The sequence below is a fragment of the Pseudomonas sp. BE134 genome, from assembly GCF_031456105.1.
Taxonomy (GTDB): Bacteria; Pseudomonadota; Gammaproteobacteria; order Pseudomonadales; family Pseudomonadaceae; genus Aquipseudomonas.
The window spans coordinates 16,499-29,625 of record NZ_JAVDUA010000028.1; the positions used below are offsets into that span (position 1 = coordinate 16,499).

General features: G+C 56.3%; 17 protein-coding genes. 1 reads left to right on the forward strand and 16 read right to left on the reverse strand.

Translation table 11 applies throughout. The features are described from left to right. Positions 1-190: 190 nt before the first annotated feature. From J2Y56_RS21520 to J2Y56_RS21595, 16 genes are all read right to left on the reverse strand, one after another. Entirely contained in the window at positions 191-808 is a 618-nt protein-coding gene (locus J2Y56_RS21520; protein ID WP_310352578.1) for a recombinase family protein, read from the reverse strand. A gap of 115 nt (positions 809-923) precedes the next feature. Continuing rightward, positions 924-1,142: a hypothetical protein gene (locus J2Y56_RS21525; protein ID WP_310352580.1), complete on the reverse strand. Its 219-nt coding sequence runs from the start codon at positions 1,140-1,142 to the stop codon at positions 924-926. Between the two features lie 693 nt (positions 1,143-1,835). Continuing rightward, complete coding sequence (locus J2Y56_RS21530; protein WP_103404535.1) at positions 1,836-2,432, reverse strand: cytochrome c3 family protein; 597 nt, start codon at positions 2,430-2,432, stop codon at positions 1,836-1,838. A gap of 9 nt (positions 2,433-2,441) precedes the next feature. Further along, positions 2,442-2,933: a nitrate reductase cytochrome c-type subunit gene (locus J2Y56_RS21535; RefSeq protein WP_103404534.1), complete on the reverse strand. Its 492-nt coding sequence runs from the start codon at positions 2,931-2,933 to the stop codon at positions 2,442-2,444. Between the two features lie 11 nt (positions 2,934-2,944). Next, the gene (napA, locus tag J2Y56_RS21540; RefSeq protein ID WP_103404533.1) at positions 2,945-5,449 is read right to left on the reverse strand and encodes a nitrate reductase catalytic subunit NapA; all 2,505 of its coding nucleotides are present in this window, start codon (positions 5,447-5,449) and stop codon (positions 2,945-2,947) included. Further along, the gene (locus J2Y56_RS21545; RefSeq protein WP_007947575.1) at positions 5,440-5,706 is read right to left on the reverse strand and encodes a chaperone NapD; all 267 of its coding nucleotides are present in this window, start codon (positions 5,704-5,706) and stop codon (positions 5,440-5,442) included. The genes napA and J2Y56_RS21545 overlap by 10 nt, the downstream gene beginning before the upstream one ends. Positions 5,707-5,745: 39 nt before the next feature. Then, positions 5,746-5,913 (reverse strand): periplasmic nitrate reductase, NapE protein, encoded by a 168-nt coding sequence (locus J2Y56_RS21550; protein ID WP_103404532.1) that lies wholly within the window; start codon positions 5,911-5,913, stop codon positions 5,746-5,748. A gap of 492 nt (positions 5,914-6,405) precedes the next feature. Then, positions 6,406-6,714: a ribbon-helix-helix domain-containing protein gene (locus tag J2Y56_RS21555; RefSeq protein ID WP_310352585.1), complete on the reverse strand. Its 309-nt coding sequence runs from the start codon at positions 6,712-6,714 to the stop codon at positions 6,406-6,408. Further along, positions 6,663-7,214, reverse strand: coding sequence for a hypothetical protein (locus J2Y56_RS21560; RefSeq protein WP_310352587.1), 552 nt, complete (start codon positions 7,212-7,214; stop codon positions 6,663-6,665). The genes J2Y56_RS21555 and J2Y56_RS21560 overlap by 52 nt, the downstream gene beginning before the upstream one ends. A 1-nt stretch (position 7,215) precedes the next feature. Further along, positions 7,216-8,874 (reverse strand): hypothetical protein, encoded by a 1,659-nt coding sequence (locus J2Y56_RS21565; RefSeq protein ID WP_310352592.1) that lies wholly within the window; start codon positions 8,872-8,874, stop codon positions 7,216-7,218. Next, positions 8,871-9,269 (reverse strand): CHC2 zinc finger domain-containing protein, encoded by a 399-nt coding sequence (locus tag J2Y56_RS21570; protein ID WP_310352594.1) that lies wholly within the window; start codon positions 9,267-9,269, stop codon positions 8,871-8,873. The genes J2Y56_RS21565 and J2Y56_RS21570 overlap by 4 nt, the downstream gene beginning before the upstream one ends. Then, the gene (locus J2Y56_RS21575; protein WP_310352595.1) at positions 9,260-9,400 is read right to left on the reverse strand and encodes a hypothetical protein; all 141 of its coding nucleotides are present in this window, start codon (positions 9,398-9,400) and stop codon (positions 9,260-9,262) included. The genes J2Y56_RS21570 and J2Y56_RS21575 overlap by 10 nt, the downstream gene beginning before the upstream one ends. 3 nt (positions 9,401-9,403) lie before the next feature. After that, complete coding sequence (locus J2Y56_RS21580; RefSeq protein ID WP_310352597.1) at positions 9,404-9,697, reverse strand: hypothetical protein; 294 nt, start codon at positions 9,695-9,697, stop codon at positions 9,404-9,406. Then, positions 9,697-9,864, reverse strand: coding sequence for an AlpA family transcriptional regulator (locus J2Y56_RS21585; protein WP_253277083.1), 168 nt, complete (start codon positions 9,862-9,864; stop codon positions 9,697-9,699). Before J2Y56_RS21585 ends, J2Y56_RS21580 begins: the two co-directional genes overlap by 1 nt. Positions 9,865-10,004: 140 nt before the next feature. Then, complete coding sequence (locus tag J2Y56_RS21590) at positions 10,005-10,508, reverse strand: hypothetical protein (protein WP_310352603.1); 504 nt, start codon at positions 10,506-10,508, stop codon at positions 10,005-10,007. Next, positions 10,501-11,760, reverse strand: a complete 1,260-nt coding sequence (locus J2Y56_RS21595) for a phage integrase central domain-containing protein (protein WP_310352604.1) — start codon at positions 11,758-11,760, stop codon at positions 10,501-10,503. The genes J2Y56_RS21590 and J2Y56_RS21595 overlap by 8 nt, the downstream gene beginning before the upstream one ends. 429 nt (positions 11,761-12,189) lie before the next feature. Here J2Y56_RS21595 and J2Y56_RS21600 point away from each other — a divergent pair, with 429 nt between their 5' ends. Continuing rightward, positions 12,190-13,110 carry a restriction endonuclease gene (locus J2Y56_RS21600; RefSeq protein ID WP_310352605.1) on the forward strand — a complete coding sequence of 307 codons (921 nt, stop codon included), beginning with the start codon at positions 12,190-12,192 and terminating at the stop codon, positions 13,108-13,110. Positions 13,111-13,127: the final 17 nt, after the last annotated feature.

A 13,127-nucleotide genomic window follows, 5' to 3' on the forward strand; every position in this document is an offset into this window, starting at 1 on the left:
CCTTTTCAAGCCGGCATGGTCGCTCCATTCCGGCACGGCTGATCGTGCTTGATTGGCGTAAATGTACCTTGTTTGATGGCGGCTTGGTGGATGATCAGGTTGTCATATCGCCAACGCAGATCGGAGCTGCCAACGCAGTGCTGGCTTTTAGGTCGCGACAAGTGGCCGCAAAGACTTTTTATTGGTGCTTTCAGGCGCTGGCCAAGTCCCTGATTCTGAGGACCGTGGTGGTTGAGCAGTTGGCGTGCCTGGCTGTTGCGCGGATGCCAAGGCCTGCACCGAGCAGTTCCGTAACGCGCTTGTGTAGATCTTCATCAATCGGCCGGCCCTGATACTTGCCGGCAGCTTTGGCCTTCTCGATACCTTGGGCCTGACGCTCGCGACGTTGCTCGTAATCCTTGCGCGCAATGGCGGCCATCATTTCCACCAGCATCGAATTGATAGCGCTAAGCATCCGCCCGGTGAACTCGTCGCCCTTCGTGTCCTGCATTCCCTGGTGACTGGTCGGCAGATCGAGCGCGACGATGCGCAAGCCCTTGGAATCAATCGTGGCCTTGAGCTTCTGCCAGTCCTCCACCGGCAAGCGGGAGAGCCGGTCTATCGACTCCACCAACAGCACGTCACCCTTGCGCGCATCTTTGAGCAAACGCAGCAACTCTGGCCGGTCTGCGGAGGCGCCGCTGGCATTCTCCAAATACACGCTCGCGATGACCTTGTTATGTTCGCTGGCGAACTGGTCAAGCGAGGCTTGGGCGCGGCTGGCGTCTTGTTCTTCGGTGGATGCTCGGAGATATGCGCGGATGAACATGACGTGCCTTCCGTATCAGTTAGGGTGCTCTACTAATACTGTTGCACTATGAGTGTCACTTATCAAGCGGAAAGCGCAAATAAATGCGAATCTGCGCGTATCAGCTCAGGCATACCTATAACTGCCGTAGTCGCATGATGGCGTCTGAGATGTCTTGAGCATTCCGGTCCAGCGTTTCCATGGCCGCAATTGCGTTGGCGGCAACGTCCCCAACTCCATTCTCAGAAAGCCACTTGGTCACCTCCTCAATGGCCGCACATATGGCGTGCTGGTTGTGCAGGAGCAGTGTGAGTGCGTCTGCTGTGGCTATGTTGGCTTCAGAGTTATCTGACATGGGTATCGTCCTTGAGTAACTGGTGCGGGAAGACTAGCTGAACTCGCCGCTGGCTCGAACCACTTCTCCAGAACCGCTGACGCCTGGGCAATTACACTGACTTGACCACCCATTTGCATTCGACCTAACCAGCCATCTGCGCCGGATTTGATCCGCCCCTTAGCAAACATGACCGGCAGTGAACGACCCATAGCTGCCCTTCGCGAAGGGCGGAGATCAGCCGCTCTCTGCCTGTCGACTCTTGTGTGTGTGCATTGGTCAACCGTATGCAAACGGCGGTCACCGCGAATGCAAATGTCTTGTGAGTGGCAATGCATTGGGTGGCCATGTGCGATGCAATTAAGCGTTTAGAAACACTTGAGAATTCACCACATTCGACGTGTCGCATGAGGCTAAACGCTCCACGACGACCTCTTCGCTTCGATAAAAGAGGCCGATGGTAGTGGGTAATCCTGCGTTGCTGCCTGCCTGAGCGTGGGCCGGATCAATGAGAGATCGCTGTCCAAGTGTTTGTAGAATGGGCGTCAAAGTGCGCGTGGAATCCGCAGACCAACTTGGGCACAGAGGCTATACCCCCTTGAAACATTGGGTTTGGGGGGTTATCAGAGAGAGAGAGAGAATTGTGTCAAAGTCGAAAAACCGGCGCGGATATACTGCTCGGCGGCAACGAAGTGAGAGCCCTGGACGATTCGACTACCAGCCTTTGACCCCACTCATGTCGGGCAACTTGTGGGCGATGCCCTTATGACAGTCAATACAGGTCGCCTGCCCGCTGGCCAGTGATGTGGAGTGCATATTGGCGGCGCGTTTGCCCTGGCGGGTAAAGTCCATGAATTCAAAGTTATGACAATTGCGGCACTCGCGAGAGTCGTTTGCCTTGAGCCGTCCCCACTCGTGTTCGGCGAGTTCACGCCGCATACCGAGAAATTTTTCCCGGGTATCGATCGTTCCGAACACCTTGCCCCACACCTCTTTGGACGCCTGCATCTTGCGGGCAATCTTGTGCGTCCACTCATGCGGGACGTGACAGTCCGGACAGGTAGCGCGTACGCCAGAACGATTGGTGTAGTGAATGGTGTCCTGCAACTCGACAAACACGTTGTCGCGCATTTCATGGCAGGAAATGCAGAACTTCTCGGTATTGGTTGCTTCCAGCGCAGTGTTGAAACCACCCCAGAAAATCACCCCGGCGATGAACCCGCCGAGCGTCAGAAAGCCCAGGCTGTAATGCACGCTGGGGCGACGCAGAATGCCCCAATAGTCTTTGAGCAGCGCACGCAAGGATTTCATGGCCTCTCCTTAAGGTTTTTGCTGGCCGTTGATTTCGTCTTGCAGCACCTGGTCAATATTCTTGAAACTGTTGCCCACCAGTGGCTTAACGTCTTTCTGTGGCACGTGACACTGAGTGCAGAAATACCGACGTGGCGACACTGCGGCCAGTGCCTGACCATCACGGTCCATGTAATGGGTGATGCTGATCATCGGCGCCTGAGTACGTGCGCTATTGGCGCGGCTGTGACAGGACAGGCACTTGTTGCTGTTCTTGTCGATCGGATACCCGCGAATGCTGTGCGGGATGGTAGGCGGCTGGTCGGGATAATTGCGCTCGCGCTTGAGGTCCTTGTTCTCGTCCTCTGCGAGCGGCGGTGCCGGCAAATCCTCGGTCAAGGTCCCTCCGGGTCGCCGGCCGTCCGGCGCAGGCGCATCCAGCGGGTAACCAGGTTGAGCCGCGAATGCCACCGGTATCCACAGCAACAGAGCCGCCAGCAAAGACAGCAAATGACTCTTCATCTGAGCGCTCCTTATGCCGTCTTGATCAACTCAATCCTGATCGCACATTTTTTGTAATCAGTCTGCTTGGAGATGGGGTCCGTCGCATCGAGCGTGACCTTGTTGATCAGCTTGTTGGCATCGAAGAACGGTACGAACACCAGGCCTTGCGGTGGTTTGTTACGACCTCGGGTTTCGATGCGCGCACGCATCTCACCGCGTCGGCTGATCAGCTTCACTTCGCTGCCTCGACGGGCATTCAAGGCTTTGGCATCGGTCGGGTGCATGTAGACCAACGCATCAGGGACTGCCTTATGAAGTTCCTCGACACGCTGGGTCATGGAACCGGTGTGCCAGTGCTCAAGCACTCGTCCGGTGCTCAACCAGAATGGGAACTCCGCGTCGGGCGATTCCGCAGGGGGCTCGTAAGGGAGCGCGAAAATAATCGCCTTCTTGTCGGGATAGCCGTAGAACTGCACACCGCTGCCCTTCTCCACGTAGGGGTCATAGCCTTCCCGGAAACGCCAGCGTGTTTCCTTGCCCTCGACCACGGGCCATCGCAACCCACGTTCGGTGTGATAGAGATCGAACGGGGCAAGGTCATGACCGTGGCCACGGCCGAATTGGGCATATTCTTCGAACAGCCCTTTTTGCAGGTAAAAACCAAAATCCCCGGCCTCGTCGTTTTTATAGCCCGCCGCCATCTGATCAAGCGGGAATTGATCGACCTGACCGTTCTTGAACAACACCTCGTACAGGGTTTTGCCCTTGTACTGCGGTGAGGCCGACAATATTTCCTCGGACCAGACTTCGTCCGTTTTAAAGCGCTTGGAAAACTCCACCAGTTGCCAGAGGTCGGACTTGGCGTCACCCGGCGCCGAAACCAATTGATGCCAGAACTGCGTACGTCGTTCCGCGTTGCCGTAAGCGCCCTCTTTTTCGACCCACATCGCGGTGGGCAGAATCAGATCGGCCGCCTGGGCCGAGACGGTGGGATACACATCCGAGACAATCACAAAGTTCTCGGGATTGCGCCAACCCGGCAACACTTCCTGCATGATGTTGGGGCCGGCCTGCATGTTGTTGCTGGCCATGGTCCAATACACATTGAGCACGCCGTCCTTGAGCATCCGGCTCTGCTGCACGGCATGGAACCCGACTTTTTCATTGATGGTGCCCGGGGGCAGTTTCCAGATTTTCTCCGCCGTGGCGCGATGCTTTGGATTGGTGACCACCAGATCAGCGGGCAGGCGATGGGAGAACGTCCCCACTTCCCGCGCCGTGCCACAAGCCGAAGGCTGCCCCGTCAGGGAAAAAGGACTGTTGCCCGGCTCGCTGATTTTTCCGGTCAGCAGGTGGATGTTGTAAATCAGGTTATTCGCCCAGACGCCCCGCGTGTGTTGGTTAAAGCCCATGGTCCAGAAGGAGACCACCTTGCGCTTCGGGTCCGCATACAGTTCGGCCAGGGCCTTGAGTTGCTCGGCCGGCACGCCGGTTTCCTTGGCGGTACGCTCAAGGGTGTAAGGTTTTACGAACGCCGCGAACTGCTCAAAGTCGATGTCACTCCAGGTGTTCGCCTTGGCCGCATTCTGGGCCTTCATCTCCAGTGGGTTATCGGGACGCAGGCCGTAGCCGATGTCATCCGTACCTTTGGCAAATTTGGTGTGTTTGCTGACAAAATCCTTGTTGACCGAGCCGCTTTCAATGATGTGGTTGGCAATGTAATTGAGGATGAAAAGATCAGTCTGTGGCTTGAACACCATGGGGATGTCAGCCAACTCAAAACTGCGATGCTCAAAGGTCGACAGTACGGCCACCTTGACGTTGGGCTGACTCAATCGGCGATCCGCCACCCGGCTCCAAAGAATCGGGTGCATCTCCGCCATGTTTGAGCCCCACAGCACGAACGCATCGGTGACTTCAATATCGTCATAACACCCCATCGGCTCATCCATACCGAACGTGCGCATAAAGCCCATGACCGCCGAGGCCATGCAATGACGCGCGTTGGGGTCAATGTTGTTGGAGCGAAAACCCGCCTTCATCAACTTGTTGGCCGCGTACCCTTCCCAGACGGTCCACTGACCCGATCCGAACATGGCGATTGACTCGGACCCTTTATTTTTTATCGCCTCCTTGAATTTCAACTCCATCACATCAAATGCTTGATCCCAGGACACCGGTTGAAACTCGCCTTGTTTGTCGTACTGCCCGTTGGTCATGCGCAACAGCGGCTGAGTCAGGCGATCAACGCCGTACATGATCTTCGATAAGAAGTAGCCTTTGACGCAGTTCAGCCCGCGATTGACCTCGGCTTTCACATCACCATGAGTGGCGACCACCCGATTGTCCTTGGTTGCCACCATGACGCTGCACCCGGTACCGCAAAAGCGGCAAGGCGCTTTATTCCAGTCCAGGGCCACCCGGTCTTCTTCAGTGATCAGGTTGCTGGCAGAGGTAAACACCGGGAGCCCCGCCGCCGCTGCGGCGATCCCGGCGGCCTGGGCTTTGACAAACTCGCGTCGAGTCATAGGCATGTGCTTTCTCCCGTAACATCGAGAATCTCGTGATAAACGAGGGCGGCATTGAGCACACCCGGCAAGCCGTTGATCTCACTGATGCGCCGGGAAATTTCACTTTCGTCTTCCATCTCCAGCACCACAACCAGCTTGCCGGCGGGACTTTCCTGGTGCAGTTCAACGCCTTCGAGCAAGCGCAAGTTGGCTTTCACCGCCTCGAACAATTCAGGGTGGGCAAGCACCACCAGACTGGCTATATGCAGCGTCTTTTCCATGACCCGTACTCCCCGTCTTTTGCTAAAGATGGAAAACGATCAATTAGGTGGACCAGGAGGGCCGAGCAGCATTTGCAGAAACCAGACAAAGAAGCCGTAACCACCCACTATCGCCACGGACAGCAATGGAAAAAAAATGACAATCAGAAAAAAGAACAGGCGGGTTTCTTTGCGCGCTTGCTGGGTAGAGTCATCCGCTGATGGCATGGTTATCGCTCCTGCCAAACTTTGAATTCAGCCTAGACGGCCCACATCACAAATTCCACTAAACGGATTAACGGCAGAGCTAAGGAAGGTCTGAGCCAAGAGACAGATATTTTCAGATGACGAGTCGAAGGACAGGCTGACACAACCAATTCGAGCTCACGTGACCGGCGGCAAGCGAGAAGCGGAGAGAGGTAACAGGAAGTATCGACCCAAATTTGATGTTTTCCCCAGTCAACTGGAGCCCAACCCATTAGCGACGCCATATCGCTGATATTGCATTTTTTGAAAATCGAGCGTCCACTTTTGGCCGATTGCTGACTATCTCAATCGGCGGAAATCGACAAGAAACCACCATCCAACGTCCATAAAGCGACGAATTTTATGAGTTTTCTGCTTTATATACGCGCGCACGCGCGCGTGCGCGTACTGCTCTGAAAATCATCAAAATTCGCTCGCTTTAGGGACGACGAAAATCCACCTGTTTCAGTACGCTTAGGGAACTGATGAAACACGGTTCTGGAACAGAACCACGTCACGCTCCAGCTTCTCTTCGATAGCCAGACGCACGAACTCTGAACGGTTGGCGCTGGGATAACGGATCAGCCGATCAATCGCGGCCACGGTTTCAGTTTCAACTGACACAATCAGCCGGGTCTTGGGGGTTTCCTTGAATATCCTGTTTTTGCTCATGGTTGTTGACCTAACGAGTGTCGCGGTTTCATGGGGTTGGTTCAGCAGTGTTTTGGCGATTAATGATTCACAGGAGGCGCACGCCAAGCCGGATTGCTGCGGATCAGACATGCCACTGTCTTGGGCAATTGGTGTTGCTGTTCCACCAAGTCATGCCAGTCGAGAAAACCTTGCTTCATCAAGTACTCCGGCGAAGTGTCCAGATGGGCCGCCACGCGACGCAACCAGTCCCCACCATCCATGATGGGCGTCGGCTGCTTCGCCAACGTGCCGGCAAGGGCCTTGTCGATTTCCTCATCAGTCAGCGCTCGCTGGATACCTGGCACGGGCACTACGGATAGCAGGAGAGCGCCATGGCGACGCCAAGCATCCTGCTCGACCTCTGCCGTAGTCTGCTCGAGGAAATGCTGCACGACCGCTCCAGACTCCAGAACCAGCAAGTGGAGCCAGGCCAGTGGTGCGTATGTAATCTCGGTCAACACGTCCGTGCGGTGCTGCTGCATATAGCGCCGCACGTCGTCGGTGACGAGTTCGATAGGGCTGAGGCGCAGCTTCCCGTTGATAGCTTCGACAGTCAGGCCGCAGCCATTGAGGTAGTCCAATGCGGCCATATCAGAACTCCACATAGTTGATAGCGACGACCTGAACACCTGCTTGTTCCGCCTCAGCGCAGAACAAGGCCTGTTCCGAAGTCCTGAACGTCCTGATGTCCTGCTTGCGATCATCGATTGGCAGGACATCAGGACTTGCAGGACTTGAGAAAGGCCCTTGTTCCGTCGGAACAATCTCCCACTGCACCGATCCGCCAATCTTTCCGAGGCTCCGGCATTCGACCCCCAGCTGGCGCAGAGCCGGTGCAGCACGACGCAGGGCATCGGCAAACGCCTTTGGCGACTTCGGCCACGCATCGCAGTAAGTCGGACGGAACTGTTCGAGCACGCCCATCAGGGCCATTGCCGAGGCGCGGCGGCCATGGCGGTGACGGTCGACCCACTCCAGCACAGCGCCAGCAACCGGACTGGCATCGATGGTGCGGGCGATGCTTTCCTCCCGGCTGGCGGTGAACTGTTTCATAAATTCGGCTCCGGATTGGCCGACTGCTTCGGCAACGGCCATGCCGAGCCGCGCGAACTCCACAAGGCGAGGCTTATCGCCAGCGGGCAAGTGCATGGACGGCAGCAGCGCGAGTGCCTTTGCCGCAATGTCGAGCAGCGCGCCCAGTAGCTGGCCGCCTTCGGCTTCATACGCCTGCCACAGACCGGTCACCTCGACTCGCTTACGAACGATGGGCATCTCGATACTGAGCGTGCGATCAATCAAGTCTTGTGCGGTAACGGCAGCCGAGATGCCGTTGATGCCAACCGGGCGTTTCACATTGATGATGCTTTCGTCTGCGTCAGTGAACAGCTTGCGCTTGGCATAACCGCCGCCGGTCGCCACCGTACAGAGGGCGTCCTGAATCTGCGCAGACAGGTGACTAACATTTTCGTAGCAGACGATCCACGAGACCCCGGCACCGACAAACACATCCTCGGCACTCTTCGGCGCAGTGCGCAAGTCGCAGGCATTGGGGTCGATCAGGCGACGCAACGCTTTGTGCGTGGTGCTCTTTGCGGTGCCCTGCTCACCCATCAGTTCGATCACCGGGAACGGAGTGTCCGGGCGCAAGCACTCGACCAACCAGGCCAGCACCAGCAAACGCTGATTTGCGGGAATGTTGGCGATCTTCCACAACTCGTTGATCGAGCCACCTTTGATCGGCATCGGCAACGGTTGCATCGGCTCGGGGCGAATGAATTTCACTTCCAGCAAATCGCAGATGGACCAGCGACCAGGCTCGATGCAGATGACCCGGCTGTCTCCTGGAATAGCCAGATCGAGGAAGTACTGACCAGACGACCCGGCGACCCGGACATGAACTGGCAGGCACTGGCCATCGAAGCGACCCAAGCCGGAAAGGGTGGACAGAGCCTCTCGCACGGATTGGTCGCGTGCCGACTTACCCGTATCCTTGTAGAAGCTCGCCACAAGCCAGTCGCGGAACTGACGACCATCTACCCGACGCACTTCCCCAGTACCGCGATCCTGCGCATACACCTCCTTGTTTTCGTCGTGGAACAGTTCGACGCGGGCTTGGACATAGTCGACCAGCTGCGACGCCTGGCTCTGCCGTTCGTTTTCAGTCGCACCTTCGCCGCGGCCGTCATTCAACGAGGTCGGCTGCGAGTCGATTTCATCCCATTGCTTAGCGAAAGGGTCCTTCCCAGTCATGGCTTCACCTGCAAGCGTTCGAGGCGGGCGAGGGCCAGGTTGAAGCGGGCCTGATCTAACGAATTCAGAGCCGCTCTTTTGGCGAGCTGAGCATTACCAGTAGCAACGATGGCGCGCTCGCGGATGATGGCGTCGCGACTTGGGCCAGGCTTGCGGGGTTTACCGATGCGCGCCGGAAACAGGTCGCGCGGCTCCAAGCCGGCAGCGGCTACGATCTGGTCGAAAGTGCAACCCACCCAGCACTTGATGAGGACGATGCCTTTCTGAGTTTCGCGGATGCTCAGCGAGGGAGTCCGGTCGTGGTGCGCGGGACAGCAGGCAACCCAGCGTCCGGCCTTCACCAGCTTCACTTTATCCAGCGTTGACAGCAGTTTTTCGATAGGAGTTACGCCCACGGCAGCACCTCCAAAACCAGCAGCATCAGCAGCAGTTCGGCGTTGGGTGGCAGCATGACCAGCATGGCAAAGACTTTCTCCAGGCAAGCCGAACCCCGCGCGGCCAAATGGCCGCGTTGAAAGTAATTCATGGCTTAGTCCTCTAGGGGCGAGTGAACGCTGGACAAGTAGTCGCTAGTGTTTTCCAGGTAGGAACGACCAAGTTCATGGGCGAGGGAGATGCGCTGAGTCAGGATCGAATGACCTGCAAACAGCGGTTTGGATACTTTTTCGTTGGGGTGAATGACGATCGGGCTCCACAGTGCTGCAGATGCATCCAGAACCTCGAACTGCGGAGATGCGTGCAGAGTGTTCCAACTGGTGCCATCAAGCCGGGTTTTCTTGGCGCTGCGGCTGAGTAGCCGGCAAAGGGAGTGGTCGTTTTTCATTATTGGCGAACCCCCAATTGCTCGGCAATCCACGCCTCGACTTCCAGAGAATCCCAGCCGACCGCATGAGCGCCAGCGATGCGGCGGGATTTCGGGAAACGGCCATCCTTCATCAAATCGTAAATCGTGGTGCGACCCAGGCCGGTTTTAGCCTTCAGCGTTGTCATGCGCCAGATACAGCGGGGAGATTGCACTGTTACGGTCATCGTCGTTATCTCTGGGGGCGCCTCGAAGTGAGGCGGACGATGCCTAAACTATGTGAGCGGAACAGAGGGTGCTAAACCACTAAATCGGAGCATTTAATGGTTTAAACTTCGAAGCCATCCAGCAGGCCATGAAGCTCGGTATCGATAAGTTTTTCAGCGTCGTCTCGATGCTTCACCAGTGCGCGATGTACTTGACGCTCCGAAACCCCATAGCGGTCAGCCACATCGTTGCAGGCTGCTTCCCAGCCAAGCCCGCCTCGTCTGCGAAGTACGGCAGCCGCTGATAGACCGAAGTCCCGCTCAATTTTGCTGGCGTCCTCTGGGCGTCCACGTCCTCGCCGCAGTAGCAAAGTTGCATCCTCCTTGTCAGCTGTTCGCTCCAAGGTTTGCTTGAAAACCTCCGTGATATAGCGCGTAAACACACTCGTGTCATATGGCAGACCAGCGGTCATTTGTTCGAGGAAGCACTCGATCAGGCATCGCTCTGCGTATGTCTCGCCATCCAGCGCGCACAAGAGCCCCACTTCAAGGTCATCAGGTGTTGCGTCTGCCCACTTAGGTCCTTGTTGCACTTGATTCAAATCGAGTTCGGTACGCTTAGTCATGGATTATTTTCCGAATCGGGAGGACGTTATGTGCTGGTTGTTTGGTCGCGTAGTTTGCCCAATCGGCCATAAGAGCGCGACGCTTCTTGATGAAGTCGGATCGGGAGTAAGCAGCCTCGGTCTGATTGCGCTCATCGTGAGCCAAAGCCAGCTCGCAGATTTCTCGAGGATAGTTGGTGCACTCGTTTGCCCAGTCGCGAAAGCTCGCCCGGAAGCCATGTCGAGTAATATCGGCATGGTCGAGACTATGTAGCAGGTTGCGAATGGCGTTAGCGTGCATGACGCCGGTTTTTCCTTGGCCAGGGAATAGATATGGACTGTCCTCAGCGATGCATGGCATCGACTGCAGCAGCTGGAGAAGCTCGACAACCTGGGGAGCTAGGGGAATATCGAAGGCTTGACGCATCTTCATGCGCTCGGCGGGCAGAGACCAGACACCACCCTGCAAATCAAATTCCGCCCAAGTGGCAAGCCGGACCATCTGCGCACGTGCGCCGGTCAGGATAAGCAGGCGAGCTGCCATGCCGGCGCGCGTCTCGCTCTGTACCAGCTTGACCATAAGCCCCGGTACGTCGCCCCAGTGCATAGCAGTAAAGTGCTGACGCTTGCGAGCCTTCTTCTTCTCTGCCTTACTTAGCAGATTATCCAGGTGTCCGCGCCAGCGCGCTGGATTGTCACCATCGCGCAGGCGGCGGGCCTTGGCCGCGTCCAATACCTGTTCAATCTGACCGCGCACTTCATCGGCGGTACGGGTCTTGGTTGCCCAGATCGGCTGCAACACCTTCAAGACGTGCTCGACTTGAATGTCGGTGGTCGACAGCTTGCCGATAACGGGGAAGGCGTATAGCTCCAACTTTCGCAGCCAGCCTTTACGCCATTTCTCCGACCAGTCAGTGCCGTGGGCGTTCCGGTATTCGGTCGCCAACGTCTCGAAAGTCACACCTCGAGCCTGTGCCTGTCGTTCAGCTTCACGCTTGACTTCTCGCTCGGCATCACGGGTGGCAAGAGGATCATCTCCAGCAACCAAAACTTTTCGTTGATCTGCGGCCAGTTCGCGAGCCTTCGCAAGGGTAACGGTTGGATAAGGGCCTAGGCCCATCTCCCGGCCTTTGCTCGCCAGTTTGTAACGGAAAATCCAACTGGGTACTCCGGCTTTGCTTATCTGGAAATACAAACCATCGCCGTCGTTGGTTTTTCCTGCATCTCCAGATTTAACAAGTGATTCGATTGCCCTAATTGTCAGCTTGCCCATAAAGCCCCCATCATTCCGACCCACACCTTGACCCACACCTTAATCGCGGTTTACAGCGTTCGATGTCGGACATATCTGGACTGATAGTAGGCTTAAACCCTTGTAAAATCTAGGCTTAGAGGACGTCCACAAAAAACCTCGGACCACAAAAAAGCCGGCCACAAGCCGGCTTTTTAATGCCTGTGAAAAAGTGCGAATCAATGTCTAGCTCGATAGGTAAGCCCCAACACTGGTTTAAGTTATCCGCCAACGGCAAATTGGACAGAGTTAGATTGCTCTCAAGCGAGCAACCCAACCAATACATCGCCGCTTACGCTTTTTCAGCTAGAACGACTAACTAGCAAGCTGGCGCAGGCGATTCCGGATTGATCATTAATTTATACTCCCCACCGATCAGCACAAAACCGCAGTCATCACAGGGAAGCGTCCATGCCCGTTCCAACTTACGATCAGTTCATCGAGCCCATCCTGCGGTTTCTCGCCACTAAACCCGATGGAGCTCCCGCTCGGGATGCCTATGAAGCTGCAGCAAAAATGTTGCAACTGACTTTAGAGCAGCGTGAAGAACTGATCGCCAGTGGGCAGACAACCTATAAGAACAGAGCGGGCTGGGCACACGATCGGCTCAAGCGTGCCGGCCTTTCCAGCAGTGCCAAACGCGGGTATTGGAAACTGACTGACGCAGGTGTGGCCTACGCCAAGGAACATCCAGCCCCCCTGCTGGCCGGCGCAGTGGAACATTTAGCCATTGGCTATATGAATGTGAAGCTGAAGATTGCCCCTGACGCGGCACCTCTGGATGAGGAAACACCCGTTGAACCTGACGTCACCTCCGCCACCGCAAGCCCGGATGATCGGCTTGAACAAGCCCTTCAGGAATTGCGCGAAGCCACGGCTGCAGACCTGTTGGATAATTTGTTGCAGGTGAGCCCCAATCGCTTCGAAGTGATCGTGCTGGATGTGCTTCATCGCCTGGGCTACGGCGCCAGTCGCAATGACCTGCAGCGAGTCGGCGGCTCGGGGGATGCCGGCATTGATGGCATCATTTCGCTCGACAAACTGGGATTGGAGAAGGTTTACGTTCAAGCCAAGCGCTGGCAGAGCACGGTAGGTCGCCCGGAACTTCAGGCTTTCTATGGCGCACTCGCCGGGCAAAAGGCAAAGCGCGGGGTGTTCATCACAACCTCCGGTTTCACCGCACACGCGATCGATTTCGCCAAATCGGTGGAAGGCATCGTGTTGGTGGACGGTACGCGACTGGTGCATCTGATGATGGATCATGAGGTGGGCGTTACATCGAGACTGTTGCGGCTGCCCGCGCTGGATCGCGATTATTTTGATGAGGAGTGAGTTGATTTCTGTACTTT

Coding starts and splice junctions, on each gene's coding strand:
- J2Y56_RS21520 (WP_310352578.1), bottom strand. CDS start 808: ATGTTCATCCGCGCATATCTCCGAGCATCCACCGAAGAACAAGACGCC.
- J2Y56_RS21550 (WP_103404532.1), bottom strand. CDS start 5,913: ATGCCATCAGCGGATGACTCTACCCAGCAAGCGCGCAAAGAAACCCGC.
- J2Y56_RS21575 (WP_310352595.1), bottom strand. CDS start 9,400: ATGAATTACTTTCAACGCGGCCATTTGGCCGCGCGGGGTTCGGCTTGC.
- J2Y56_RS21585 (WP_253277083.1), bottom strand. CDS start 9,864: ATGACAACGCTGAAGGCTAAAACCGGCCTGGGTCGCACCACGATTTAC.
- J2Y56_RS21545 (WP_007947575.1), bottom strand. CDS start 5,706: ATGGAAAAGACGCTGCATATAGCCAGTCTGGTGGTGCTTGCCCACCCT.
- J2Y56_RS21565 (WP_310352592.1), bottom strand. CDS start 8,874: ATGACTGGGAAGGACCCTTTCGCTAAGCAATGGGATGAAATCGACTCG.
- J2Y56_RS21530 (WP_103404535.1), bottom strand. CDS start 2,432: ATGAAATCCTTGCGTGCGCTGCTCAAAGACTATTGGGGCATTCTGCGT.
- J2Y56_RS21555 (WP_310352585.1), bottom strand. CDS start 6,714: ATGTCTGATCCGCAGCAATCCGGCTTGGCGTGCGCCTCCTGTGAATCA.
- J2Y56_RS21525 (WP_310352580.1), bottom strand. CDS start 1,142: ATGTCAGATAACTCTGAAGCCAACATAGCCACAGCAGACGCACTCACA.
- J2Y56_RS21560 (WP_310352587.1), bottom strand. CDS start 7,214: ATGGCCGCATTGGACTACCTCAATGGCTGCGGCCTGACTGTCGAAGCT.
- napA (WP_103404533.1), bottom strand. CDS start 5,449: ATGCCTATGACTCGACGCGAGTTTGTCAAAGCCCAGGCCGCCGGGATC.
- J2Y56_RS21535 (WP_103404534.1), bottom strand. CDS start 2,933: ATGAAGAGTCATTTGCTGTCTTTGCTGGCGGCTCTGTTGCTGTGGATA.
- J2Y56_RS21595 (WP_310352604.1), bottom strand. CDS start 11,760: ATGGGCAAGCTGACAATTAGGGCAATCGAATCACTTGTTAAATCTGGA.
- J2Y56_RS21590 (WP_310352603.1), bottom strand. CDS start 10,508: ATGACTAAGCGTACCGAACTCGATTTGAATCAAGTGCAACAAGGACCT.
- J2Y56_RS21580 (WP_310352597.1), bottom strand. CDS start 9,697: ATGAAAAACGACCACTCCCTTTGCCGGCTACTCAGCCGCAGCGCCAAG.
- J2Y56_RS21600 (WP_310352605.1), top strand. CDS start 12,190: ATGCCCGTTCCAACTTACGATCAGTTCATCGAGCCCATCCTGCGGTTT.